Source organism: Cyanobacterium sp. T60_A2020_053, from assembly GCA_015272165.1.
Classification (GTDB): Bacteria; Cyanobacteriota; Cyanobacteriia; order Cyanobacteriales; family Cyanobacteriaceae; genus Cyanobacterium.
In genome coordinates this window covers 1-26,828 of the sequence record JACYMF010000082.1, presented here as the reverse complement: position 1 = coordinate 26,828, position 26,828 = coordinate 1, and the positions used below count along the sequence as shown (strand labels likewise).

The window sequence follows — 26,828 nt, the reverse complement described above, 5'->3', positions numbered from 1 at the left end:
TCCTGTCATAAAACTTTTTCCTTCATTATAAATCATCCCATAAAAATGCAACGCCCTTCACCCCAACCAGCGCCCTTCAGGTTTTAAAAATTTGTTTGTTATGATATTATACAATGTATAACGTGAGTAAAAAAATTATGGAAGTCGAATTAAAAAAATGGGGAAATAGTATTGGGTTGCGTATTCCTCACACGTTGGCTAAAAGTTTAAATTTAGATACAAAATCAATAGTTGAATTAACTCAAGATAATGATAGTTTAATTCTTAAAAAGAAAAAAGTATCTTTGACCCTTGATGAATTGTTAGAGAGTATTCCAGCCGACTTTACCTATCCTGATGATGTAAAAGATTTTATCAATAGTGAATGTCAGGGAGAAGAATTGATTTAATGAAAATTCAACGGGGTGAGATTTTAAGAATTAACTTGAATCCTACCATTGGTAGAGAACAAAGAGGAGATGCTCGTCCTTGTCTTGTTTTAAGTCATACTAAATATAATATTAGCCGTCAAGGTATTGTGATAGTGAGTCCCATCACAAATACGATAAAACCTGATATTAAAGTGATGATACCAATTCCTGATGAGTTTAAAATTAAAGGTTCAGTTATTGCCGAGCAAATCAGAACACTTGATCTTAATCAACGTTGGTGGAAAACAACAGGAGAAATATTACCAGAAGATTTTGTTGATTATGTTGTAGATATTGTTACTACTATTATCCGTAATTAATGAAATTGAAATTGTATCCCCAATCAGCGCCCTTCACCACAACCAGCGCCCTCAAAACTACACAAATTTTATGAAAAAAATTAAAATCAAGTAAAATATATGAAGTAAAATAACAGACCTTAATAAAATATCGTGACTAAACTTTTACAACAAGCTATAAATAAAATGCAACAACTCACAGCAGAAGAACAAGATAAGATTGCCACTCGTATTCTCACTGAATTAATAGACAGTAATTTTGATGATGATCAATGGGATAAACAAATGAAACATGACTGGGAAAATGGTAAATTAAATCAACTGATTGAGAAAGCAGAAGCAGATATTAAAAACTATCAAATAAAAGAAATTGATGAAATCTTATGCAACGCCTGATTTTTGGATAGCTTATGCCAAGTTACCTAAGCATATTCAACAACAGGCTAGAAAATCTTACCAACAATGGCGAGAAAATTTACAATATCCATCTTTACATTTTAAAAAAGTAGGTAAAAATTTATGGTCAATTCGTATAACAAATGATTATAGGGCTTTGGCTCTAAAAAAAGGAGCGATTTTCTCTTTTTGATAATGATGTTATGCGTTCTGCTGTTTCAATGTCAACATGAGCCGAAAGTGTTTTACCTTTCATCAAATTACCTTTTTATTCTATAAATCCTATAGAAATTATAGCTTTAATTTTGATTGTAATGACGGAGGGCGCCCTCCCCCTTAAAACCAGCGCCCTTCAAATATGAAAATAACTTTTCATCTTGTAATTTCAATTCAAAAATGCGATCTAACTTTTCCTGTCAGTACAGTAAATTAAGGAAAATAACGATAAAATTCTTTACGATGAAGAATTCTTAGAATTTCAATGGTATCTTGGTTTTCTTCTATGCCTAAACGATAACTACCAATACGAATACGATAACGATTTGGATAACCTTTCATGGCTTTAACTTGAGATAAATCTTGTCAACAATTAACCGAAGGAATTTGTTTAAATACTAAATCAATAATTTGCTCATAAATGGGTTGATTCTTCAGTTTTTTAAAATCTTTTAAAAATAATTTTCGATATTCAACTTTCATTATTCCTCCAAGAATTTCAAGGCGCTTTCCGCATCTAGCAAAAGAGTTAATTTTGCTTCGTCCATTGCTTGATTTAAACAATAATTTTCTAAATATTCCGGTAAGTCATCATCATCAATTTCTTTAGGGATGATTTTTTCCCATATTTCCATAGGAATAACTACGGCTTTTTTATTCCCGTCTATATCGATTAAGTATTCGACATTTTCCATAATTAATAATTGTGAATGCTTGATGGCTATTTTATTTTAACCGTTTCTTGGAATTATCAGCGCCCTTCACCCCAATCGTGAGATATTCTTCACACTACAGGAGAAGTTTATTAATCTCCATAATGAGTTTTTGTACGATGAATATAGATTATTTTTTGAGACTCATCAGTGGTATAAAGAATTCTATCTTTGTAACTTAAACGTATAGAGTAAAATCCCGTCAAATCCCCTACGAGTTTTTTGCCATCATAAGGGCTAACGCTGATTTTTTCTTCAATAATTTTTTTGAGTTTTTCTTTCTGTTTTTGGGTAAGTTGAGTTACATCTTTTTTGGCTTCTTTGGTAAATCTTATTTGATAAACCATCAATGAATATCTCCTAATACATCATCTAAAGAATAAGTTTCATGGTCAGATATTTGTTGAAGGGAAAGTTGTAAACTTTCTCTTAGTCCTGAAATTGATAATAGCTCGATCGTTTCTTGTAAACTTTCATAATCTTTTTGAGAGATTAACACCGCCGAAGCATTAACCCCTTCTAATTCATAGATTTTATTTTCTTCGTTTACTGATTTGATTAATTCAATTAAATCTTCTTGGTTATTATTTATGCGCAATTTTTCCATAAGTTGCACTCTATTATTAGTATTATTTTAGTTTAGCAATTCGATCGAACCTTCATCACAACCAGCGCACTCCACCCTAACCAGCGCCCTTCACCCCAATCGTGCGCCCACCGCCTAAACCATTACAAACTAACATCAGGGAAAAGATAACGAGCTAATGCCAAAAGTAAAGCAACAACAATACCCGCCCCAACAGTTCTAGCGATAAACTCAAGATTATCAAGCCTTTTCCCTACTCCCGTTACTTTTTCATCAACTTTCGCTATATCTACCTTAACTTGATTAACCTCATTGGATAACTTGTCCAATTTAACCTCAAATTTTTGGTCAAGATGATCGATACTCTCATCCAACTTATTAAGTTTTGCTTCTAGCCGTTGTTCAACCTGATCTATTTTTTGATCAAACCTATCCATTTTTGACTCAAGACGAGCCAAAATATCAGCAATATTAACTTCTATAATTTGATTCATGTTAATTACTAATTGAAATAGTCCATATCTGTTGATAGTTTAACCCACTATCCCTAATTGATTTAAGCAGCGCCCTCCCCCCCAATCGTGCGCCCTCCCCCCCAATCGTGCGCCCTCCCACTTAAAACCAGCGCCCTCCACCATAACCAGCGCCCTTCAAATTCATATTAATCAAACTCTTACAGTTTTTCCCCCACCAATTCTGCAACTTCTTCATATTCCGAATCAGTTAAGTGATTAAGTTATTGATACATTCTCATCGATGCCGAAATGTTTATATAACTTCTCCCGTGTTTCTTGATGACGTAAGCGACAACAGGTATGCTGAATGGCAAACATTCCTTTTTCCCAATAGGCTTCATTTTTAGGTAATGTTTTTAACCATTTAACCTTGACAAAATACTCGCATAAATCCAAATCATCTCGATCATGATCTATGTTTTTTGATTGTATTGGTGCTTCCCCAATAGGTACTTTTTCTCCATTGATTTCTATGTAAAAATCTTTGACGGGTACAACGGTTTTTTCTGTAATCCCTACACCTACATAGCCACTACCACAATAATTGACAAAGATTCGATCGCCCTGAGATAAATTTTTGAGAGTTTGACTATACCATTTACCATCACCTCCAGAAATATAACCGTATTTTTGCCAGTCTTCCCAAGCGCGATCGCCCTCAAGAAAATTAACATAGAAATCGGGACTTTCTATTAAGTCTTTCTTTGTCGTTTTTTGTTTTTTTGGTTCAATAACTGATGTAGGAATAATTGATTGTTCTAAATTCCAAACATTGAGTAACATTTCTAAATATTCTTGTTGATGGTATTCAACTATTTGCTCATTCCAATTAGTTTGTTGTGTTTTTTTCTTAGTTTGGCGAATCACATTAACAGTTATAGGGAAAATAGTGGGATTACCTTTGTCAAAATACTTCTCTTTTTTCTCCTCAAAATCATAATTTTGAGCTTGAGAATTTTTCTTACGAGAAAGTAAAACTAAATTACCTAAACGATGTACCCATTTTTCTCTTGCTTCATCTTGCCAAATTTGACACCACTCACTATCAGGTTTTGGATTTTGCGGTAAAACGTGTTCAATAGTAACTACTTTTTCATCAAAACTATAACTTAAACCACCTTCAGCAAGGAGAGAATCTAATCTTTTTAACACATATAAACGGCTACGAGTTTGTAAATATAAATTGCCATCAAGAATCTCAATAATTTGATTTTGTTCTTCAGGAGATAATAATTCTTTAGTAACTGTAATAGCTTTTTGCGCACTTTCATCAATGGCATTTAAAATTTTGGCATATCTTCTTCCTCTTTCATTAATATCAGCCCGAAAAATCATTAAACCTGCCGCTAATCTTTCTAAATTAATAAAAAAGTTTTTGATGTCCGATGCTCTATCATCATGTTTAACTAAAAAATAAATTGCTGGAGGCAACCAATCAGAATTATCAATTAAATTTAACCACCCAAAGAGACGATTAACTTCTTTTTGTTCTTCCTTATTATCACAGGTAAATTTTTGATCTCTAATAACTTCAAATTGATCAGAACAAAGTTTTAAAACTTTATCAATAAACTCGATCGGATTATCTTGAGGTTTAATTTTTTTACGGTATTCAGTTAGTAAACCTAGCTTTTGTTTTTCCCTTAATTTTATACGATGAATATGAGAAAATAAGGCTTCAAAATCTTTTCTTCCTAAATCACTTTCTTCTTGATCCCAAATTTTAGTATATTTTTCTTTATCTTTTTCTCCTTGAATTTTGCCAATAATATCAGATTTTAGAACGTCATTTAATTGCAAGTCTAAACCACGAGTATTAATAGTGGAAAAAATACGATAAGCTGTATCAAAAGAATCTGTAGAAACCACTACTAAATAACACTTGTTTAAAAGGTTTGTGTATAGGTGTAAAATCCACGATTCTAAAGAAAGATTTTGAGGACAACGTTTGGTTAATTCTTCAACTAAAACTTGAGCATTATCTCTTAATAAAGTTTGACTATCTGTCTCTAAACCAGTATCTTTTTCTAATAATTTTTTTAGTCCACCTGCTGTGCGAATAAATGGAGCAAAAAATTTATCGTTATCTTGACTTCTTAATTGCAAACCGTGTAATGTGTCTGTGCCTGTCTCATTTTCATCTTCTAATAATCTATTAATTCTACTAATAGTCGGATGATTTTCTGGTAATAAATGACGAAATACTGATAATAAAAGTGTCAAAGTAGTTAATCTTTGTTGTCCATCAATTACTTCTGCATTAGGCTTACCGTCTTCTTTAATTAAGATAATACTCCCGAAGAAATAATCGGGATGATTGCTTTCTAATGGATAAGGAAAGGCATCGCATAAGTCATCAATTAATTCTAAAACTTGATCTTTTGTCCACGCATAAGGACGCTGATAAGATGGAATTGTAAATTGATAATTTGTTAAATTAAAAATCTTATTAAGTTGTTCTTCTGTTGCTTTGATTGTCATAATATTTACTTTGTTATTATCTAATAATTATTTATGAATTTTAATTTAATTAAGAAGATTACCCATTAATTTTGTGTGAGAAAATTGTGGTAAATTTTGTTTTGTAATAAAGGAATAAAGTACATCTGGGTCTAAATCTGCTCCATTATTCCAATAAATTGTTCCCCATTCTGAGTTTAATTTGACTGTTTGAAAATAATCTAATTCTTTTAAAGGGGTAAAAATACCTGTAAATTCAATAAGACTACTAACATTAATTACGCCCTCTCTATTATCTTCAAATTTGAGGTAAAGTTGATAATTTTCTAATGGTTTAACTTCAATAATATCTTTTAACATTTTACTCCAAAGGTTCGATATTTTCTAATGGTTTATTTTGTCTTGCTAATTGCCAATTTTCTCTTTAATATTGTAAGTTGTTGTTTGGGTGCGATCATCTTTTACTTAACAAAATCGCACCTCTTATCACAAAGTATTATTATTCAGGGATTTTTTTTTGTGTTTTTATCAGTAATAATCCCCTCACAATTAGCATCGGTTAAATCTGCATACTTATATCAAGTTAAGATAATCACTTATCTAAGAAAATCTCTACTCTATTTTAGTATTGGTCAAATTAGCCCACTTCCGATATACACCTCTTAGATTATCCAATTTTAAATTTACATTGGTCAAATTAGCCCACTTTAAATCCACACTTGTCAAATGAGCCTCACTTAAGTTTGCACCTGTCAAATTAGCCCACCTTAAATCTGCATATTGCAAATGAGCTTCACTTAAATTTGCACCGCTTAAATCAGCATTACTTAAATTTACAGATGTCAAATGAGCCTCACTTAAATTTGCACCGCTTAAATCGGCATTACTTAAATCCACACGTGTCAAATAAGCCTTTCTTAAGTCTGCACCGCTTAAATCGGCATTAATTAAATCTTTCATAAAATTTTGTGATTTTTGTGAACTATTGTTAATCTCAAAAACTAATTGCCATTTTGGGTCTAAGCGAGTGCTTTTATCAAACTTAATCGGCGACCTAGAATTAGCATGAATATAATAATTATCACCAGTTAAATCAGCACCAGTTAAATTAGCACCAGTTAAATCAGCACCAGTTAAATTAGCACCTCTCAAATCAGCATCCGTAAAATTAGCACCTCTTAAATCAGCATCCGTAAAATAAGCAGAACGTAAATTAATGTCTTTCAAATCACTAAGTCTAAGTGTCAAGCTTGGATAAGCCAAATCTTGTAAATCTAAATTATTTGAATCTTCATGATTCTCCTCAAAGTATTTTGAGTATTTACTACGCAATTCGTTCCACTCATACAGCCATTTTTTCCACTCCTTCATATTCCCTTCTTGTAAGAAATTGACGGGGATTCTTTCACTCATTATTTTTTACCTATATTTTGGTTGTTTTTTAAACTCTACTTATTTATCATGATAATTTTCGAGATTTATGCAATTTATCAAGATTTTTTAATAAAGTTGAAAAGTGTTTTTTAATTTTTGATTCAAGGTTTGTAATAAATCAACTTCTAATTCTCCGAGTTTTCTTGTTATCAAATTTCTTTCAATCGTTACTATTCGAGAAACTCTAACTTTAGAAATAACTTTTAATCCCGTTTGGGAAAATTCGGAATCGTTTTTATAAATCAAAAATTCTTCCACATTTATACTACTAACATTTTGAGAAGAAATAAAACAAACTGTAATATCTCTGCCTGATAAGTCAACCCACAATACAACAGCAGGACGAAGTTTTGTGGTACTTAAATCTGTAAAAGGAAAGGGAACTAAAACAATATCACCTTTTTTGAGAGACATTATATCGGTTCTCCATCTTCTAAGGTGTAAATATCGGGTTCATCCTTGAGAAAATCAAAAGAATGACTTTTTTCGGCTAAGTTAACAATATCTCGTGTTGAAATTAAAGAATCATCAAAGAACAATTTTTGTTCAAATATTTGGCGTTCTTCATTAGTAAGTAATTGAACTACGGTGATTAAGGAGTCAATTAATTTTTGATTCATGATTAACCTCACTGAATATATCTAATATGCCAACATATCCCATGCCAAAAAACAGCAAGGGCTTAATAATATTAAGCCCTCCACCGAGGTTTTTTTATGGACGACTACGGCGCTTATTATAGGTTTGATATTGAGCATTTTTGCGCATAGATTGACGCTTACCTTTTTCTAAATCTGCTAATAAACTATCCATTTCCGCCATGTCGGGCGCTATGACATCAAATGCTACCCCAGAAGCCATCATTTCTTCTTTTGCTTCCTCTAAACGCTGTTTTGTGCCAATAATGTCGCCCCTGTCAAGATTTTTAACCGCTTCCTCTCTAGCGCGCGTCGCCATTAATTGCACTACTTTGGCTTTGACTTCCTCATTGAAAGGATAATTTGCCAACTCCGTAGAATTAACCACAGGTAAAGATAACTTATGATGAGATACTTTTCTGGATTGGGTTTCATTATCATCATAGGCTAATCGGCATTGGATGAGGGGCGCTGATGCCGTCATGGGGGGAACTTTCAAGCGCACCACCACATCAATATGATTCCCGGCGATGAGATTCGGTAACTTATAGCGCCCGTATTCCGTAGTTTCGAGATCATTAAAGACATCCACCAATTCCACAGGGGAAAAGGTTTTGATACCTAAACTGACTTTTTGCCCAATGGTTGCCATAATGCCCTGTAACTCAGCATTGAAGATACTTGGTAACTGATCGGGGTTTTGGATATAGTAATAATTACCATCCCCAGTGAGGGCGATGCCTTGCATCAAATCCTCATTAAAATCATCACCGATGCCCATAGTGGTAGTGGTAACACCTCTTTGACTCAAGCCGTTAACAGCATTACCGATGACATCGGGATTAGTTTCCCCCACATTCGCCAAACCATCGGATAAAAGGATGACACGGTTTAAGGATTCAGGTTGCAGATATTGACTAACTTGAGTAGCGCCCTCCACCCATCCATCATATAATGCGGTTGTACCACCGGGGGTAATTCTTTTGATGCGATTGATAATCTGTTGTTTGTCTTTTGCCTGTTGAGAAGGGATAATTACTTCCACTTCATCATCATAAATGGTAACGCTAAGGCGATCAGATTCCCCTAACTGTTGCACCGCATAGATGGCGGCGGCGCGCGCATAACTAATTTTATCACCACCCATCGATCCAGAGCGATCAATTACTAACCCTAAATTGAGGGGAGGGCGCTGGTTTTTCGTCTTAATTTCTGGTACTGTAATCCTCATGATAACATCGAGATAGCTAACGTTATCAGTAGCAACAGCATCTCTTAAACAGATGAAGTGCGCTTGGGGTTTAATTTGGTTCATAATTACCTCTTTTGAATGAATATTGATTAATTTGTCTGTTTTAAGCCACTCCGTAACTGGTGTGAGGGCGCTTGTAAGGCGGTTGCAAACCTAAAACTATATCCTCTCGTGTTACTCCCATTTGAATCAAATCCTCAGCAGGATTGAGGTCTGTGGCATTTTGTTGCAACCAAACTTTTTCTTGTTTAATATCAAAATGAATAACTGTGTAATAAATTCTTTTATAGCCATCCCAACCCACATCTAACCACAAATAATGATCTCTGATTTCGTCAAAAATTAATTGAGATTCATAATCATCATCTTGTTTTTGCATTGAGTTATATTGAGAAAGTAATTGTTTAATATATTGACGGTATAATTTCAATTTATCCATTTAATTTAATTTCGATAAAATTACAAATATTCAAGATGATTGATCATTTCTTCCACTTCGAGTATTTGCCAAATGAGAATTAAATGTTGTATTATTTCTCCAATGGATTTACTTTTTTGCTGACAATAAACAATGCCGAAATGATTAATGCCTTGATGATGAAGTCTCAAAAAATCTGTATCTTGCGTAAAAATAACTCGTTTTTCAGATACGGCAAATGCTAATTGTTCTTGATCTGAAATACCGATAAGATATTTTTCAGGGGTAGTAGTTACATCAATTCCTCTTCTCTTCAAACCATAAGCAATCGCTTGGCTAATATTTTCATCTAAGTGAAATTTTATCTTATTTTCCATCTATACTTTTAAGTTTTTGTTCCACTAAAGAAAAGGTATTTTTCTTCATTTCTAAGGCAAAATTTTCATCATCTTCTATTTGCTTTCTAATCTCATCTTGATGATCATAATAGTAAGCTAATGTGGCATAAATATCTGACAAATTAATACTAGGATAATGTAGTAAAATCTCATCGGGAGACATTCCCATTTTTTCATGGCAGATTACTATATTTTGTACGGTAATTCGATGCCCTGCAATGCGAGGTTTTCCACTACAAACCCCTTTGGTAATTTCAATATGTTCTTTGATAACGGGAAATATTGTCATAATTGTTCTCTTTTAAATAATTGAATTTATCAATGATAATATTATTTTATTGATTTCGTAAGAATTGTCTAATCATAACTTTTTCCTCTGATATTTTTGGGCATAATTACCTCTTTTGAATGAATTTAAGTAAAATTTGGCTTAAATGTTGCATTAATGACTCTCGCTCTTTGCTACTCTGGGGATAGTTAAAATCATCTCGGATATGCAACTCCAAACCTTCCAATATCTTTAACCTTGTCCATTTTTCTTCTTCCTTATCAAAATTATTATCTTGGTTTACTGGTTGATATTGTTTCGTTGTGGTTGCTGGATTTCGTTTATTTTTTAAATCACTCAGAAAATCTAAAGCGGAGTTACTAGATTTGGTTAAAGAGGGGTGGGCGCTGGTAAGATTAACAGTAATCCCCCCAACTAATAAGGTTTTTAACTCCTCGTCAGTTTTGCTAGTTAATAAATCATTGATGGCATTAGTGCCAATACCATCGGTTAATAAACGTTTAATCAGCAATATTTGCAGAAGGTGACGATAACTATAAAAAGCATAGCGCTGACGGCGATTAGGTTCATCCATCAATCGTTGACTGGTGTAACTGCGCACAAGGCGCACATTAATTTCTTCAGTGATTTTGCTATTGCCTTTCACTTGGGGTAAGTATTGGGGTAATAACTGGTTGGCTACCTCCACAAATTCATCTATTAACCATTCTTCATGGTTGTTTTTGATCGTTTCTAAGTCCATAGTTTAAAGATAACATTTACTTTTTAAAATGTCAATATCATTCTTCAATGGTAATAAGTAAGAAGAGTTTTTATGTGTTTTCATATAAGTGAGGTATTTCCAATTTATAAACTTTTCCTAATCTTTTTTGAATAGAAGGTGATTTAATGAATGATACAAATTTATATGTATAGATTTATCGAAAAATTGGTGTCCTGAAGGTGAATTGACAATGCAGACTTTATTTACTATCACTCCCCACTTTGTCAAAACTAATTAACTAAGTTTATCAATGTAGGGAGTGTCAGTCTTATAACTAAAACTTCTCGCCGATGCCAAAGTGAATACGATTATCACCCACATCATTGATACCATAATCAATGCGAATTGGCCCAACTGGAGAATTAATCCTCACCCCTAAACCATAGCCAAAACCGCTACCACTCAATCCTCTAGCTTGGGAAGGATTACCCGGTACAGATGAAGCAGAACCTAAATCTGTGCCGTAGTCTAAAAACAGCGCCCCTCCCACCACCGAGAAAATAGGGAAACGATATTCAGCCGTAGCCTGTAAATAGGTGCGCCCTACACCTAAATCGCCTTCTCCGTAGCCTCTAACAGAACTGCTACCCCCTAAAACAAAAGATTCGTAGGGGGGTAAATCTCCTAAAATCGTCCCTGTCTGCACGTTAAAAGCAAGGGCTTGGGGCTTATCCTTCACAAAATCAAAATTGATCCAGTTAATAGGTATATAGTAACTATAACTAGCCCGAATCCGATTTAACAAAATATTACCTGACCCGAAAGGCACACTTTGATCCATACCAAATAATAAAAAACTGCCATCCGTAGGTTGTAAGGGGTTATTACGGAAATCCCGTGAAGCGCTGACGCGCGCTAATAATAGGTCATCTCTTCCACTGTCACTAAAGGCTAAGTTAGCGCCCCCCGTTGACTTAGGTGCAATATCACCATCACTATTTTCGATTGTTACTCGTTGATATTGTAATCCAGCGCTCACCACCCAATTAGCTTTGGTAAAAGGATCGGGCGCTAGAGGGCGAGAAAAGGTTATTCCACTACCGGTTCTAATAACTCTAGGGCTATCATTACCATTAGCCGTAGTTATGTCATCGGTTTCTGTACCTGAATAGACTAAGGAAATAGAGCGACGACGGAAAAGATTAGCAGTATAGGAAGTGCGATCTGGATAAGTGGCAATCCAAGGATCGCGCAAACTCAAATCAAATAATAACTCCCTTTCTCCTAACTGAAATTCTGCTCCTAAATTTTGATTGTTGCCCCCTAAATTTTGCTGTTGATAACTCACCGTACCAAATAAACCGCTATTGGAACTAATCCCAGCGCCCGCCGCAATGGATCCTGTATTACCTTGTACTACATCAATATTTAAAATAACTTTAGAAGGGTTTTCCGCTTGGGCAAAAGAAAGGCGCACGTCTTGGAAAATGCCAAGTCCAAAAACTCGTTGTAAGTCTCTTTGGGCAGTATTGCGATTGAAAATATCACCCGGTTTTAATTGCACTTCCCTAGTAATAACAAAGTCTCTGGTTTTACCTTGTTCTTCTTCGTTATCTTCATTGAAAAAGCGCACTTTAATATTTTCAATTTGCCCCTCAGCGATAGTAAGAGTGATCACCCCTTCCGGGCTGACTTCAGGCGCACCAACGATTTGAGCTAAATCAAAGCCATTATCGCTATACCATTTATTGATACTGGCAATACCTTCCCTGACATCTCGCAGGTTAATAATTTTGCCGTACTGCTCACCGAATGCTTCTTGTATTACCGCCGGGGGAACTTTCGATTCCGTAGCGCCCTCCGTGAGGGATTCAATTTCCACCCGTGATAAAGTAGGGTTTGGTTGCACCGTATAGGTAATACGTACCCCTAACGGAGTGTCGGAGGGCGCTACATCCACATCTCGAAAAAATCCCGTGGCAAAAATGGCGTTAATATCTTCTTGTAAACGACTACGGGTGGTAGTGCGCCCGGCTTGAGTACCAATGACGTTATAAACTAAGTCTTCTAATTCTCCCTCTACTCCCGTCACCAATACTTCCGCAACTAATACCCTTGCTTCTTCCTCATTGTTATTTTGAGCCATCAAAACTTCCGAGGTTTTTTCTAAGTTTGAGGTTTTCTCTAAGTCTGAGATTTTTTCTGAGAAAAATTCTTCTTGACTCTCAGGGGAAGTGAGAGGGATTTCCGTTTCTAATTCTTCCGTGAGAGGTTGATTATTGTCGGGGGTTATGGATACAGCCTGACTGATGACAGTTGCGGTCGGATTTTGCCAGTTTTCCACGGGGATATTAATAATTTCTGCTGAGGCACTAAGATGAGGCGTCAGAAAAAGGGCGGTTATGAGAGGAGTTTTTAGCCCCCATATCCACCATTTTCCCTTGTTTTTTGGTGTTGACTGTGAAGGATTAGCTAAATCATGGTTAACAATTTTGATTTTGCCTATGGAGTCTTGTTCATAAGAATTTTTCTTAGCAGAGGGGATATACTTTTTCATTTTTAATAGTTTTTTGTTACTCACAGCCACACACCAAATTTTATTCATAGAAATAATTGTTTTCAACTATAATAGCTATTTTTCAGTTTTTCAATTTGAGTCAAAACTCGTTGTTGTACTTTTTGATAAGCTGACTCAATTTCCCCTAAATCTCGGCGAAATCGATCTTTGTCCATGACTTTTTTTTGTTGATCTTGTTCCAAGGTATCCCAAAGGCGACAAGTATCGGGGCTAATTTCATCAGCAAGAAGTATTTTTCCTTCTGCATCTTTACCAAATTCTAGTTTGAAATCCACTAAAGTTATATCACATTTTCCAAAAAACTCTTGTAATAATTTATTTATTTTTAAAGCTAATTCTTCTAATATTTTAACCTCTTCTGTTGTGGCAATTTTTAATAAAGCGAGACGGTCTTTTGTTAATAACGGATCATTTAAGGCATCATTTTTGAGATAAAATTCGGTGAGGGGCGCTGGTAATATTTCTCCTTCTTTGATGCCTGTTTCTCGACATAAACTACCCGCTGCGATATTTCTCACTACTACTTCCAGCGGAATAATTTGCACCGCTTTAACCAGCATTTCTCGCTCTGATTTTTGCTCAATAAAATGCGTAGGAATGCCTTTTTTTTCTAATAGTTGCAATAAAGCAGAAGTGATATTACAGTTAATCGCTCCCTTTCCCATAATGGTGCCTTTTTTTTGAGCATTAAAAGCAGTTGCATCATCTTTATAGTAAGTTAGATAAATGTTTTTTTCTGTAGTGGGATAAATGATTTTTGCTTTCCCTTCGTATAATTTTTCCATGTTTATATTATTTTAAAAATTTTTCGTTATTCACAAGATTGTATTTTACAGCGAAAGGAAGAAGAAAATTGACAATGGATAATTGACAATGGACAATTACGAAGTTTTACTATCCTCGTGTAGTAAGTTATCACTTTTTCATTAACCCCTATCTACCTTTGCCCTTTGCCTCTTACTATATGGAGTTTAAACAAAAACAGGAGATTTTGTGCCTAAAAGACTTTTAATTGATTGTAAAAATTTCTGCTCAATATAGGGTTTGGTAAAGTAAGCATCAGCACCTAAATGGGTGGCTAATTTTTGATGTTTTTCGTTACTACGGGAAGTTAACATGGCCACGGGAATGCGAGTTAATTCGGGGAAACGGCGCCGTTGCCCTAAAAATTCAAACCCGTTCATATTAGGCATTTCAATGTCACAAATCACTAAACTAATGTTAGAAGATTGTTGCAGTTGATCTAGTGCTTCTTTACCGTCTTTTGCTTGTAAGACACGATAGCCTGATTTTTCTAAAGATAACGCCAAAGTTCGGCGCATGGCGGCACTATCATCCACCACTAACACCGTAGTCGCTTGAAAAGCGCCCGTCACCGCACCATTACTATTATCACTGAATTGAGAAGGCTGACGGCGATTTAAAGAAGCGCCCGGCTGGGTAGCATCAAAATATTTTTCGAGGAGGAGGGCGCTGTTAATGACAGGAATTAAAGTACCATCCCCTAAAATGGTACAACCGTAGGTATAACTGGGGGCGGTGAGGGCGCTACCGAAAGGCTTAATAACCAATTCCTGCTCACTGAGAAGGTTATCAACCTCTAGGGCGAATAATTGTGAGCCTTGACGGATTAATAACATGGGTTTACCCCAATCATCGGGAGTGGGTAACACCTCTAAGGCTTGGGTAGTGTTGGCGGTGGTATCAGCCACATAACAACGATAGGAGAGCAAATCAGCGAGGGGATAAATGGGAATAATTTTATTCTCAAAATGTAAAAAGCGTTTATTACCAGAAGTTTTTAATTGGAAATCCTCTGGTACTACGATTTCTTCGATGTTATCAGAAGGTAAAGCATAAAAATGATTTTCTGCCGATAATACCAATAACTTGTCAATAGTAAGAGTTAAAGGTAAACGCATGGTAAATACTGTACCTTGATCCGGCGTAGAATCTACCCCAATAGCGCCCTTCAGAGAGCGCAACTGAGAGCGCACGATGTCCAAACCTACACCGCGCCCTGAAATTTCCGTCACGGCGGCGGCAGTGGAGAAACCGGGTTCAAAAATGAGATCGAGTAAATTTTCTTTGGATGCCACCGCCAATTGTTCAGGGCTTAACAGTCCTCTTTCTACCGCTTTATTACCGATTTTGGCGAGGTTTAAACCTGCTCCATCGTCGCGCACTTCGATAATGGTTTGGTTGCCCTGATGGTAGGCTTTCACTTCAATTTGTCCCGTTTCCGATTTGCCCTTGTGTTTACGCACTTGGGGCGGTTCGATACCGTGATCGAAGCCGTTACGGATTAAATGCACAAGGGGATCATATAATTTTTCGAGCGCTGCTTTGTCAACTAATACGTTTGTACCGCTTAATTTAAGATTAACTTTTTTGTTGTATTTAACGGATAAATCTCGTAAAACCCGGGGGAAACGGTTTAAAACTTCGCCGAGAGGTAACATTCTTGCCCACATCAACTCGTCTCGCATTCTGTTTAACATTTGTCGTTGGTTTTCGACAGTTTGCCCGGATTGACTGGCATAGAGGGCAATATCGTCCACTGATTCTTCTAACTGGATCATTTCTTCGATTAAACCTTGTACAGCGTAATACAAGTTGTCGTAGCGATCCATTTCGAGGGAGTCGAAGGCAGAGGTAAGGTTAATATCGCCATCTTCACCTAAATTAAAAGGCAGATTTGAGCCATTACTTTGAATGTTGAATTTGTCGGGGGAAGTAAGCATTTTATCGGACAATTCCCTCAAGGTATTTGCCATTGACTGGAAGCGCTTGAACCTTTCTAGTAAATCTTGTACTGAGGTTTGCAGTTTGTCGTTTTGCAGGGATAAACCGTTGCGGTTAATGGATAATTCCCCAATGAGGTTATTCATCCTTTCCAGTCTTTCTAAGTCAACCCTAACCGTAAGGTTATTTTTTGAGGTAGTAGCGCCCACCGGTTGTTTTTGCTCTTTAATTTGCTGTTTGATTTGTTGTTGTCTTTGGCGAGGGGCGCTGTTGATTTCCCGTTCATTTTTCAAACTTGGTAGTTTTTGATAGGCTTCCTGTACTGATTTAACGGTTTCTGCCACATTTTGCGGTTTCACTGGGGGGGTGAAGGGCGCACTTTGCGCACTCGATAACGTTTGTTTGGCAAAACTCAGCAACTCTTGTTCAACTCGTTTTTGTCGAGTGGCAAGGCTTTCTACCTCTGCTACCTCTGCTACTTCTTCTACTTCTTCTACCTCTGCTACCCCTTCTACCTCTGCTACCCCTTCTACCCCTTCTACCTCTGCTACCCCTTCTACCTCTTCTACCCCTTCTACCCCGAAAACATCATCTAAAGCTGGTGTTGTGTCATAGGCTTCCAATTCAGCTTGAATAGCGCCCTCCTCAATACTAGAGAAAGTAACTTTATCACCGAAAACATCTTCTAAAGGAGGATTTTCTTCTTCTTCCTCATCTTCCATAATATTCAAAATATCGATGTCGGGGGGAGTAAACACTTCTTCCAGTGAGGGAATTGTGCTATTTTTGTCCTCTTCGAGGGCAAGTTGTGAGGCTTTGGCAAGAAGGTTAATTTCTTCTTCGCTAAATTCAGTGGCAAAAATTTCCTCAATAGATGGTATATCTTCCTCATCTTCTTGATCTTGATCATCACTCATCGCCATAATTTCCATATCACTGAGTTGAGAACCAAATACTTCTTCTAAAGATGGATCGTTGGTTAAACTATCTTTATCGAAGGAGAAATTCATAATTTCTTCGGCACTACTGACAATATCCCCAAATACATTTTCTAATTCTCTGGTGTTGTCTTCTTCATCTTCTTGATCGAGATAGAAAATATCATCTTCACTAGAGTTAATAAATGGTGTGGTGAGGGGCGCTTGATAGCCTTTTTCAGCGAGGTTAATTAGTTCTTGACTGGGTTCTCCCCCTGTGGTACGGTTGCCGTTTAATACCAAAGTACGAGAGTTATCCGCATCTCGAATTACCGTTTCAATGATGTGAATAACTTGATCGGGGTTATTTTCCAGCGCCCTCAACCCCAACTCAGCGATAGAAGCGAAACCACTAAGTTGTAACATTTCCCCAAATCCTGAAAATACCTCAAGGGTAGCTCTCAATTCCCCTGCTAAAGGTTGCGCGGTAGGATTAATTAACACGGCGCGCAGTCTTTCAATTTCTTCCAAGACATCCACTTCAAACATAGATTGGACAATATCCACCCCTAAATCAGTGGAGGAGGGGATAAAGTCATCAGGGCGATTGAGGGCATCTCCTAGCCTTGCTTCCAGCTTTTGCCACACATCATGGGCTTGACTTAAAGCCTCTGGCGCATCATATCTTCCCGTGTCCATTTGTGCCATGAGAGGATTGCGCAAACAGTCGTAACCTTCTAATAGTAAAGATTCCAACTCGTCATCAATAATTACCGTTTGATCATAAAAGACTTTGATAATATCTTCGAGACGGTGGGCAATGGTTTTGATGGCATTTAAACCCACCGTAGCTGCACCGCCTTTGATGGAGTGCGCCGCACGCATAATATCGTGGATTTTGGCTGTGGTGCGCTCTGATTTGAGGCTCAATAAGGCTCTTTCCATCATCCCCAATAGTTCGGGCGCTTCTTCCATAAAGAAACCATAACTTGGTTCAGTTGTATTAACCAATGCTTCTTTTTCTTCATCTACTAATAGAGTGGTGCTGGGGGCGCTGGTTGTCCTTCCAGCGAGGGCTAATAGTTGTTCGCTCGGTTCACCTCCCCTGTCTCTATCCCCCGCTAATACTCGCTCTTTGGCTTCTGTGATGTTTTCCAAAAATACGGAGGCAATTAAATTCAGTTGTTGGGGACTTTCGTTTAAGGCATCTTGGGCGACTTGACAAATTTCCGTAAAGCCGGGTAGGTTTAACATCTCTCCAAACCCCGAAAATACTTCCATTTGCATGGTTAAACTTTCGCTGAGGGCGCGCGCGTCTCCCCTTTCGTAATCTGCTGTGATGGCTTCGATACCCTGCACTACGTCAACTTCAAAAATGGAGGTGGCAATGTCAATACCTAAGTCACTGGATGATGGTAAATATTCTTCGGCTTTTGCTAATTCTTCCCCGTATTTCTCCTCAAATACCGCCCATAATTCATTGGCAGTGTGGAGGGCGCTTTTTTCATCAAATTCTCTACTTTCTGCACGCGCCATGATTCCTTCTCGCAATAAGGGATACAATTCTCGATAATAAGTGATTAATTCGTCATCTAAGTTGATATTTTCGTTAAATAATCCTTTAAAACTTTTTTCCACTCGTAAGGCAATATTACCTAAATCTTCTAATCCTGAACTGCGCGCGCCGCCTTTGATGGAGTGCGCCGCCCTCGCAATTTCATTAATTTCATTGATACTATGGGGATCATCAATAACTTTTTCTAATCCCTCATCAATTAAAGCAATCAACTCCACTGCTTCTTCCATAAAAAATTCATAGGCTTGTTGTTGCAACTCTGATTGTTGCTCCATTTCCGCTTCATTGTCTTGGGCAAATGAGCCAAAAATGTCTTCTGACTCCTGAGTTTCCATGGAAAAATCACCAAAGATATGGTCAAAATTTTCTAAATCTTGATTTTCTTGGTTAAATTCCTCAAAAGCATTAACCAAATCATCTTCATCAGTTAATTCTGTGGTTGGTACATCCGTTTCATCTTCCAATGGTGGTAAATTCTCAGTGAAATTACCAAAAACATCGGTTAAATCATCATCGGTTAATTCTGTGGTTGGTATATCTGATTCGTCTTGGATTTGTGCTAAATTCTCGATCAAATTACCAAAATCAAAAATCGATTCTTCTTGATTGTCTAATTCCTGATTTTCTTCACTGTGATTAACCAATTCCTCAAAATTACTTTCTTCTTGTGATAAGGTTTCTTCTGCTAAATCTGCAAAATTAACTTCTTCTTCTTGGGATAAAGTTTCCTCTACTGAATCAGTAATATCAGCAAAATTATTTTCTTCCTGTGATACCGTTTCCTCTGCTAAGTTAGCAAAATCAATTACTTCTTCTTCTTGGGCAATTTCTTCCACTGAGTTAGTAAAATCAACAATAAATTCTTCTTCTGCTTCAATATTTTCTGTCACCCATAAATCAGCAAGATTATTGCCTTCTTTGTCATCATTTTGACTACTGAAAACTTCCGTGGGGGAGATATTTTCCAAATCATTTTCCATCACATCCTGTAAATTTAAACTGGGATGAATGTCATGTTTTTCTGCTACATTGAGAGAAGTTTCTTGGTCAAATTCCAATTCTTCCAAGTCTAATTGTCCTGCCAAACGCCGTAATTCTAAGCAGGGATTACCACCATAGGTGCGATCTCCAGCCAACACTTCTTGTCTTGCTTCGGTGACATCATCAATTAATATAGTTGTAATTTCCCTAATGTCTTCAGGATGATTAGCGATAGCCATACTTGCCGTTTGTGCAATTTGCCGAAAACCTGACAAATTAAACATTTCGCTGAAACCTAAAAATATCTCAACTTGTAGATTGACTTCTTCCCGTAGATTTTCTTCCCCTACATTATTAACAATAGATTTTAAATGCTCAATGGCATCACCCACATCTGACTCAAACATGGAAGCCACCATATCCACGCCTAAATCTGCTGATGAGGGCAAATAGTCGCTATTTTTACTATCTCCTAATTTCGCTTCTAATTGTTGCCAAATTGGTTGGCTTTTAACTTCCCATTCTGAGCTATATTCTCCTTGTTCTATTTGTTCTAAAAGGGCATTTTTTAGGCAATCAAAACCATCTAAAAGTAACCCCTCTAATTCATCATCAACAATAGTTTTTTCATCAAAAAGAGCTTTTACATAATCTTCCATTTTGTGAGCAATATTCTTAACCCCATTTAAGCCGACACTAGCTGAACCGCCTTTTATAGAATGTAAACCGCGCATTATATCATTAACTTTTCCGACGGTTTTATCTTCTTTTACAGTTAATAAACCCGTTTCTATTTCGTGTAATAAATCAGGAATTTCAGCGATAAAAAATTGATAACTGGAGTCTTCTAAATCCACCTGATTATCTTCGGGAATTTCTACGATTTCCATGTCAGCAAAATCAACTTGAGCGTTGGTATCTTGTGCTAAACTCATTAGGGCTGAGGAAGGAGTCCCTCCATGAGTGCGATCGCCACTCAACACTGATTCTCGGCTCTTTTCTAAGTCTCTAACAAGAAAATTGGCAATGGCTAAAACTTTGTCAGGGTGTTTATTCAGCGCCCCTCGCCCCGTATCAGCTATCATCATGAAGCCCGGTAGTTCTAAAAGTTCCCCAAACCCTCGTAAAATCTCTAAGGACTCGGTCAATTCCGCTTGGGGGTCAAAACTTTCGGGAGAAGCGATCAACCCTTTCAAACGGCGAATTTCTTGAGCTACATCCACTTGAAAAATTGAGAAGGCAATATCCATACCTAAATCAGGAGTGGAAGGAGTATAATTTTTTACTTGTTGCAAGGAGTCACCCAATTTATGTTCTAATGGTTGCCAGATGGTTTCTGCTTTAGCCAAAGCTGTTTCTTGGTTAAAAGCGCCCTCCACCATTTGCTGTTTCAGTGGGGTGGCGAGGCAATCATAGCCTTCCAAAAAGAGGGTTTCTAATTCTGTATCAACCGCAATCTTATCATCATAAAGGGCTTTGAGATACCCTTCTAGCTTCTCGGCAATACTGTTAATGGCTACCAAGCCCACACTGGCTGAACCACTTTTGATGGATTGCGCAGCCCTAATGATATTATCAGTGTGAGGGGCGCTGTGGTTTTGTTGCAAAGAGAGTAATCCTTCTTCTATGTCTCTCAATAATTGGGGTACTTCATCAATAAAAGATTGATATGCTTGGTTGAATAAATCCATGATTATTACCGATGTGCGCTATGTAGAGTTTGGTTGATTGCCTTCCCTTATAGTTTAGCAATGAATTCTCACTATTTTATCATTCATGTTCTGATGTTGATTAACTCTTTTCAAAATTAGACTATCAAATCTCATATATTTCTGGGATTATCTTTTGTTGAATGGGGGTAACTCGGTATAAATGAGGAGCAAATTTAACTTGACTACTAGCGCCCTCCGCCGAAAATTTTACCAGTAAATTGCCCAAACTATCAGCGCCCTTCACCTGCCCATTATTCCCATCATAAATTACCTCATTTTGAGGATAAATTAAATATTGATTATATATTTTAATAATTGGATTAATACTTTCTTCTTCATATAAATAATAATTACTAAAAATTTGGTTAATAATCTTTTTTAATAAATCTATTATTTGGAAATCTAAATCATAATAATATTTTTGATAATAACTTTTAATATTTATGGCAAAATCATCTACATTATTATTAAAATTAACTCCAATTCCCACTAAAATATTATTAATATGACCTTGATTAATTCTGGTTTCAGCTAAAATCCCCCCTAACTTTTTATGGTCTAAAATAAGATCATTAAGCCATTTTATTTTCACAGGAATAGAGAACATTTCCAGCGCCCTCACCACCGCCACAGCACTTAATAAAGTAACATGATTAGGATGTTTAAAGCAAAAATTATCAGGTAACATCATCGTAAAATATAAACCTCCCGTTAAAGACAGCCATTGATTACCTCTTTGCCCTTTTCCTGCGGTTTGTTGCTTTGCCACCACCACAAAAGGCGCTTTTATCCCTTCTTTTAATAGTTGCCAACTTTGGGTATTAGTTGAAGTTAAAGAATCATAATAAAAGCAATTAATTTCACTTTTAAGTGAGTTATTTAAAGTTATTTTATCAATATTCATGATTTTATTTCTCTCGCAAAGGCGCAAAGACGCCAAGGATTTTTGGGGCAAGTTATGAGGCTAAAGCCGATTTATTTCCAATTCAGCTTATCATCAGAGTAACAATTCTTAATAATAGGAGATAATTATGGCTTTATACGCAGACTTGCATCGTCATTTAGGTGGTTCAGTTGTACCAAGAATATTATGGCGTTATTTCCAGCGTCACAATGAAGATTTAGCACAAAAATTTCCCCTTTATCCAGAGTTTGAAGATTTTTACACCAGAGAAAGAAACACCCTAGAGGAATATCTCGAATTACATACCCTCGTAGAAAGCGTTCAAAATATCGATACCCTAGCATACTTTGTTTATCGATTGATGAGGGGCGCTTATATTTTTGAAAATTTAGCCTATTTAGAAATCCGTTATACCCCCTATCTGCGCACTTCCCCTGACAAAAGCGAATCAGCGCGCATCACCCAAATGGGAGATATTATCGATGTAGTAGGCAAAGCCTCACGGGTGAATGAATATCCCATCGTCACCAGTCAAATTCTCTGTATGCACACCAAATTATCCTACGAAATCAATAAAGCTATTATTGACTTGGCGGTGGAAAAAAAAGGGGATGTGTGCGCTATTGATGTGGCAGGAGGCGATAAACTCTACGGCGAAAGAATGACGGAGTTTGTCAAACTATACCAGTATGCCAGAAGTAAGGGCGTGAAAACCACAGGACATCTTTACGAAACTCCCCATGGTTGCTATCCTGAATTATTACCCTATTTAATGAGAATAGGTCATGGTATCCAAATTCCCCTCAAATATCCCGAATTATTACCAGAAGTAGCCAAACTTAATCAATGCTTGGAAGTATGTCCTACTACTTACCTAAAAACTGGTACATTAGATAATTTAAAAGAGTTAAAAACAGTTTTTGATCGTTGTTTTGAAGCTGGGGTTGACATTGCCATTTGCACTGATAACGCTGGTTTACATAATGTGCGTTTACCCTTTGAGTATGAAAATCTTTTAACTCAAGATGTTATTGATTTTAAGCAATTACAAGCCTGTCAAGATGCTTCCTTTCGTCATGCTTTTGCATGGCCTTACAATCAACCTCCAGCATCTCTTTTAATTGGTTTATTACAGGATAAATCCCATGAAGATTAATTGACAAAAAAACTATTCATAAGGGGTTTAAACCCCTTGCTTATTTTCAGGAAACCAATCATCATCTAATAACTGCTCTAAAGTATAGGGACATTGTGTCGGTAAATTAAGAGTATAATCAGTTTTTATATTGACTTTTTTTAAGGCTTTTTGATAAATTTTGTTAAAGTCTTCTGTGACAGATTTAGTTAAATTAGCGGTTAATCTACCGTTTAACTGATCTCGGAAATTAGCAATTTCATATTGCCAATGATGACAATTTCTTTCATATTCACGCTCCCAATAATTAAGAAGCAATAAATGTATCATAACTTGTTGCAATAAACTTGCCATTGCCAATTTATCTCGTTGTGCCAAACTCTCTAACTCCTCGATTAAATTATCTAAATCTAATTCACTTAATCTCTTTTCTTTTAATAATTTAATGGTTTCTTCTAACCATAAATGATCATCAATTTCGTATAATTCTTGTAAGTTTATTTTTTCTACTATCGTCATATCATTAATTCTCTATGGCTACGAATAACTCAATAATAACTTATATACCGATCCTATTTGAGTTGTGAGATTATTGTGAAGGTAGGAGTCAGGAGTCAGGAGTCAGAAGTAGTGCTTATAAATCTAGGTGTTTTGCGTAATCATTAAATGGTAAAGGGCAAAGGGCAAGGGTAAATATTAAAACTTATTACTTGTTACTTGTTACTTGTTACTTTTCACATGGTGAACCCTTTTAACTATGCTAATTTAAGCTAAACTGAAAATAAATTTGCTAATATGAAGGAGACAGTATGAGAGCGGTTTTAATGGCAGGTGGTTCGGGAACGAGATTACGCCCTCTAACTTGTGATTTGCCGAAGCCGATGGTACAAATTTTAAACCGTCCCATTGCTGAACATATTATCAATTTACTGAAGCGTCACAACATTCACGAAGTAATCGCTACATTACACTACCTTCCTGATGTCATGCGTGATTATTTTCAAGATGGTCATGAATTTGGTGTTAATATTACCTATGCTGTGGAAGAAGAACAACCTCTCGGTACGGCTGGATGTGTTAAAAATTTAGAAGAGTTATTACAAGATACTTTCCTCGTTATCAGTGGTGATAGTATCACCGATTTTGACTTACAAAAAGCCATTGCTTTTCACCGAGAAAAAAAATCTCAGGCTACCTTGATTTTAACTAGAGTACCAAATCCCATCGAATTTGGGGTAGTAATTACTGATAAAGATGGCAAAATTCAGCGTTTTTTAGAGAAGCCTTCCAGCAGTGAAATTTTTTCCGATACTGTTAATACTGGTACGTATATATTAGAACCTGAAGTATTAAGATATTTGCCCCCTAATGAAGAATGCGATTTTTCTCAGGATTTATTTCCTTTATTATTAGAATATGACGAACCAATGTATGGCTATATTGCGGAAGGTTATTGGTGCGATGTGGGGCATTTGGAAGCCTACCGAGAGTCTCAATACGACGCCATGGAAAAAAAAGTGTTACTGAATTTTGCTTATAGTGAAATTGAGTATGGGGTTTGGATGGGTGAAAATACTTATGTTGATCCTACTACAATCATTGCCAGTCCGGCTTTGATCGGTAATAATTGTCGTATCGGCGCCCGTACCAAAATCGAAAGCGGAACGGTAATTGGCGATAATGTGACCATTGGTAATCATGTGGAGTTAAATCGCCCTATCATTGCCAATGGTGTCACTATTGGGGATGAGTGCGCTTTGTCTGCTTGTGTCATTGGTAGGGGTACAAGGATTGATCGGCGCGCGCAAATAGCGGAAGGAGTGGTGATAGGGGCGCTGTGTAATATTGGCGAGGAAGCGCAAATTAATATCGGTGTCAGGGTTTGGCCTCAAAAACGCATCGAGTCGGGCGCTACTTTAAATATCAACTTAATTTGGGGTAACATAGCCCACCGTAATTTATTTAGTCAACGGGGGGTAACGGGATTGGCTAATATTGACATTACCCCAGAATTTGCCGTAAAGTTAGGCGCAGCCTATGGTTCAACCCTCAAACATGGCTCTTCTGTGGTGGTATCAAGGGATCAACGCAGTGTTTCTCGCATGGTGAGTCGCTCTATCATTGCTGGTTTAATGTCGGTGGGTATTGATATTCAAAACTTAGAGTCCACAGCTATTCCCATTTCTCGCACCATGACGCCCAAATTAGAGGTACAGGGAGGGGTTCATGTGCGCTTACATCCTGATCGCCATGAGGATATGCTCATTGAATTTTTCGATGAAAAGGGCATTAATCTTACGAAAGCGAAGGAAAAGAAGATTGAGGGCGCTTATTTTAAGGAAGATTTAAGAAGGGTGCATAGTATTGATATTGGTGATATGTGTTACCCCTCTCAGGTGATGGAAACTTATCGCAAAACTTTTGAAACAGAGTTAAATGTTGGGGCCATTAGTCACAGTAATACCAAAATTGTCATTGACTATGTTTATTCTGTATCTGGGGCAATTTTACCCCAATTACTCGGTAAGTTTGGCTGTGATGCGGTGGTTTTAAACGCTAGTTTGCGTCAGCGCGCCATCACCATGGATGAAAGGGAAATTTTGCTAATTCAATTAGGTCATGTGGTGGAGGCTCTCAAGGCTAATTTTGGGGTACAGGTGTCAGCCAATGGGGAGTTATTTATTTTGGTGGATGAGTCAGGGTTGCCCATTCGTGGGGAGGAGTTAACCGCATTGATGGTGAATACCATTTTAACGGCTAATCCCCGTGGTACGGTGGTAGTACCTGTTAATACTTCTAGTGCGGTGGAACAAATTGCACGGCGCCATGATGGGAGGGTAATTCGTACCAAGGCGAATCCCACCGCATTGATGGAGGCGACTCAAAATAATCCTAATGTAGTGTTAGGGGGAAGTGGTGATATGGGCTTTATTTTTCCCCGTTTACATCCGGGTTTTGATGCGATGTTTTCTATTGCTAAGTTAATTGAAATGTTAACAGTTCAAGAGCGTTCTTTAACTCAAGTGAGGACGGAATTGCCCAAAGTTTCCCATAAGGTACAATCGATCAGATGTCCTCTAAAGGCGAAGGGCGCTTTAATGCGTTACCTTGTGGAGACTGAATCACCAGAAAGGTTAGAGTTAATTGACGGGGTGAAAATTACTGAGCCTCATTCTGATAATTGGGTGTTGATTTTACCTGATGCTGGGGAGTCTCTGGTACATATTTATACTAATAGTGATAATCGAGAATGGATGGATAAATATGCCCATATTTATCGCGCGAAAATTCAAGATTTTATTATTAATCAACAGGCTAATGATTAGGTGATTTCTTAGGAAGATATAGCGTTTTTCATAATTATGAGGCACAGTTATTATTCTCAAGTCCCCCTTTTTAATGGGGATTTAGAGGGATTCTCTTGTACTTCATGATTGTCCATTGTCAATTTGCCCCCATGAATCATTCCCAAAATAGTCAACAAAATAATTTTCCTGATAAGCTAAGACGCATTTAATTTACATTAACTAATTCACCCTTGTTTTTAAATTTT

At 36.8% G+C, this 26,828-nt stretch carries 25 protein-coding genes and 1 pseudogene; 6 read left to right on the top strand and 20 right to left on the bottom strand.

Going from position 1 to position 26,828, the window contains the following annotated elements; translation table 11 throughout:
• The first annotated feature begins 137 nt into the window (after nucleotides 1–137).
• From IGQ45_11345 to IGQ45_11330, 4 genes are all read left to right on the top strand, one after another.
• Nucleotides 138–389 (top strand): AbrB/MazE/SpoVT family DNA-binding domain-containing protein, encoded by a 252-nt coding sequence (locus tag IGQ45_11345; GenBank protein ID MBF2057783.1) that lies wholly within the window; start codon nucleotides 138–140, stop codon nucleotides 387–389.
• Nucleotides 389–730 (top strand): type II toxin-antitoxin system PemK/MazF family toxin, encoded by a 342-nt coding sequence (locus IGQ45_11340; protein ID MBF2057782.1) that lies wholly within the window; start codon nucleotides 389–391, stop codon nucleotides 728–730. Before IGQ45_11345 ends, IGQ45_11340 begins: the two co-directional genes overlap by 1 nt.
• 132 nt (nucleotides 731–862) lie before the next feature.
• Entirely contained in the window at nucleotides 863–1,105 is a 243-nt protein-coding gene (locus IGQ45_11335) for a hypothetical protein (GenBank protein MBF2057781.1), read from the top strand.
• Nucleotides 1,083–1,298 (top strand): hypothetical protein, encoded by a 216-nt coding sequence (locus tag IGQ45_11330; protein ID MBF2057780.1) that lies wholly within the window; start codon nucleotides 1,083–1,085, stop codon nucleotides 1,296–1,298. Before IGQ45_11335 ends, IGQ45_11330 begins: the two co-directional genes overlap by 23 nt.
• Before the next feature lie 236 nt (nucleotides 1,299–1,534).
• Here IGQ45_11330 and IGQ45_11325 read toward each other — a convergent pair.
• The 19 genes and pseudogenes from IGQ45_11325 to IGQ45_11235 all read right to left on the bottom strand — a co-directional run bounded on the left by IGQ45_11325 (nucleotide 1,535) and on the right by IGQ45_11235 (nucleotide 22,140).
• A pseudogene (locus IGQ45_11325) lies at nucleotides 1,535–1,804 on the bottom strand (type II toxin-antitoxin system RelE/ParE family toxin).
• A complete protein-coding gene (locus IGQ45_11320; GenBank protein ID MBF2057779.1) occupies nucleotides 1,804–2,016 on the bottom strand; it encodes a hypothetical protein in 213 nt (70 codons plus the stop codon). Before IGQ45_11320 ends, IGQ45_11325 begins: the two are co-directional and overlap by 1 nt.
• Nucleotides 2,017–2,126: 110 nt before the next feature.
• Nucleotides 2,127–2,381, bottom strand: a complete 255-nt coding sequence (locus IGQ45_11315; protein MBF2057778.1) for a type II toxin-antitoxin system mRNA interferase toxin, RelE/StbE family — start codon at nucleotides 2,379–2,381, stop codon at nucleotides 2,127–2,129.
• A complete protein-coding gene (locus tag IGQ45_11310) occupies nucleotides 2,381–2,641 on the bottom strand; it encodes a prevent-host-death protein (GenBank protein ID MBF2057777.1) in 261 nt (86 codons plus the stop codon). The genes IGQ45_11315 and IGQ45_11310 overlap by 1 nt, the downstream gene beginning before the upstream one ends.
• A gap of 122 nt (nucleotides 2,642–2,763) precedes the next feature.
• Nucleotides 2,764–3,114 carry a DUF4164 family protein gene (locus IGQ45_11305; protein ID MBF2057776.1) on the bottom strand — a complete coding sequence of 117 codons (351 nt, stop codon included), beginning with the start codon at nucleotides 3,112–3,114 and terminating at the stop codon, nucleotides 2,764–2,766.
• A 237-nt stretch (nucleotides 3,115–3,351) separates the two neighbouring features.
• The gene (locus IGQ45_11300) at nucleotides 3,352–5,616 is read right to left on the bottom strand and encodes a DUF262 domain-containing protein (GenBank protein ID MBF2057775.1); all 2,265 of its coding nucleotides are present in this window, start codon (nucleotides 5,614–5,616) and stop codon (nucleotides 3,352–3,354) included.
• Between the two features lie 45 nt (nucleotides 5,617–5,661).
• Entirely contained in the window at nucleotides 5,662–5,955 is a 294-nt protein-coding gene (locus IGQ45_11295) for a DUF2442 domain-containing protein (protein MBF2057774.1), read from the bottom strand.
• A 252-nt stretch (nucleotides 5,956–6,207) separates the two neighbouring features.
• Nucleotides 6,208–7,008 carry a pentapeptide repeat-containing protein gene (locus IGQ45_11290; protein ID MBF2057773.1) on the bottom strand — a complete coding sequence of 267 codons (801 nt, stop codon included), beginning with the start codon at nucleotides 7,006–7,008 and terminating at the stop codon, nucleotides 6,208–6,210.
• An 87-nt stretch (nucleotides 7,009–7,095) separates the two neighbouring features.
• A complete protein-coding gene (locus tag IGQ45_11285) occupies nucleotides 7,096–7,443 on the bottom strand; it encodes a type II toxin-antitoxin system PemK/MazF family toxin (GenBank protein ID MBF2057772.1) in 348 nt (115 codons plus the stop codon).
• Entirely contained in the window at nucleotides 7,443–7,649 is a 207-nt protein-coding gene (locus IGQ45_11280) for a hypothetical protein (protein MBF2057771.1), read from the bottom strand. The genes IGQ45_11285 and IGQ45_11280 overlap by 1 nt, the downstream gene beginning before the upstream one ends.
• Before the next feature lie 94 nt (nucleotides 7,650–7,743).
• Complete coding sequence (locus tag IGQ45_11275) at nucleotides 7,744–8,982, bottom strand: VWA domain-containing protein (protein ID MBF2057770.1); 1,239 nt, start codon at nucleotides 8,980–8,982, stop codon at nucleotides 7,744–7,746.
• 40 nt (nucleotides 8,983–9,022) lie between these two features.
• Nucleotides 9,023–9,358: a XisI protein gene (locus tag IGQ45_11270; protein MBF2057769.1), complete on the bottom strand. Its 336-nt coding sequence runs from the start codon at nucleotides 9,356–9,358 to the stop codon at nucleotides 9,023–9,025.
• 20 nt (nucleotides 9,359–9,378) lie between these two features.
• Complete coding sequence (locus IGQ45_11265; GenBank protein ID MBF2057768.1) at nucleotides 9,379–9,714, bottom strand: DUF5615 family PIN-like protein; 336 nt, start codon at nucleotides 9,712–9,714, stop codon at nucleotides 9,379–9,381.
• Complete coding sequence (locus IGQ45_11260; GenBank protein MBF2057767.1) at nucleotides 9,704–10,024, bottom strand: DUF433 domain-containing protein; 321 nt, start codon at nucleotides 10,022–10,024, stop codon at nucleotides 9,704–9,706. Before IGQ45_11260 ends, IGQ45_11265 begins: the two co-directional genes overlap by 11 nt.
• A 106-nt stretch (nucleotides 10,025–10,130) precedes the next feature.
• On the bottom strand, nucleotides 10,131–10,766 hold the full coding sequence (locus IGQ45_11255) for a MerR family transcriptional regulator (GenBank protein MBF2057766.1): 636 nt from the start codon (nucleotides 10,764–10,766) through the stop codon (nucleotides 10,131–10,133).
• A 295-nt stretch (nucleotides 10,767–11,061) separates the two neighbouring features.
• Nucleotides 11,062–13,284: a BamA/TamA family outer membrane protein gene (locus tag IGQ45_11250; GenBank protein ID MBF2057765.1), complete on the bottom strand. Its 2,223-nt coding sequence runs from the start codon at nucleotides 13,282–13,284 to the stop codon at nucleotides 11,062–11,064.
• A 62-nt stretch (nucleotides 13,285–13,346) separates the two neighbouring features.
• On the bottom strand, nucleotides 13,347–14,090 hold the full coding sequence (locus tag IGQ45_11245) for a phosphoribosylaminoimidazolesuccinocarboxamide synthase (GenBank protein ID MBF2057764.1): 744 nt from the start codon (nucleotides 14,088–14,090) through the stop codon (nucleotides 13,347–13,349).
• Nucleotides 14,091–14,276: 186 nt separating this feature from the next.
• Nucleotides 14,277–21,215: an Hpt domain-containing protein gene (locus tag IGQ45_11240; GenBank protein MBF2057763.1), complete on the bottom strand. Its 6,939-nt coding sequence runs from the start codon at nucleotides 21,213–21,215 to the stop codon at nucleotides 14,277–14,279.
• 124 nt (nucleotides 21,216–21,339) lie between these two features.
• Nucleotides 21,340–22,140 carry a biotin--[acetyl-CoA-carboxylase] ligase gene (locus IGQ45_11235; GenBank protein ID MBF2057762.1) on the bottom strand — a complete coding sequence of 267 codons (801 nt, stop codon included), beginning with the start codon at nucleotides 22,138–22,140 and terminating at the stop codon, nucleotides 21,340–21,342.
• Nucleotides 22,141–22,267: 127 nt separating this feature from the next.
• On the opposite strand from IGQ45_11235, the gene IGQ45_11230 reads away from it, so the two are divergent.
• Nucleotides 22,268–23,296 carry an adenosine deaminase gene (locus tag IGQ45_11230; GenBank protein MBF2057761.1) on the top strand — a complete coding sequence of 343 codons (1,029 nt, stop codon included), beginning with the start codon at nucleotides 22,268–22,270 and terminating at the stop codon, nucleotides 23,294–23,296.
• A gap of 27 nt (nucleotides 23,297–23,323) precedes the next feature.
• Here the strand turns inward: IGQ45_11230 and IGQ45_11225 are convergent, their stop codons facing one another.
• Nucleotides 23,324–23,794, bottom strand: coding sequence for a DUF29 domain-containing protein (locus IGQ45_11225; protein MBF2057760.1), 471 nt, complete (start codon nucleotides 23,792–23,794; stop codon nucleotides 23,324–23,326).
• 290 nt (nucleotides 23,795–24,084) lie between these two features.
• On the opposite strand from IGQ45_11225, the gene IGQ45_11220 reads away from it, so the two are divergent.
• On the top strand, nucleotides 24,085–26,601 hold the full coding sequence (locus tag IGQ45_11220; GenBank protein ID MBF2057759.1) for a mannose-1-phosphate guanyltransferase: 2,517 nt from the start codon (nucleotides 24,085–24,087) through the stop codon (nucleotides 26,599–26,601).
• Nucleotides 26,602–26,828: the final 227 nt, after the last annotated feature.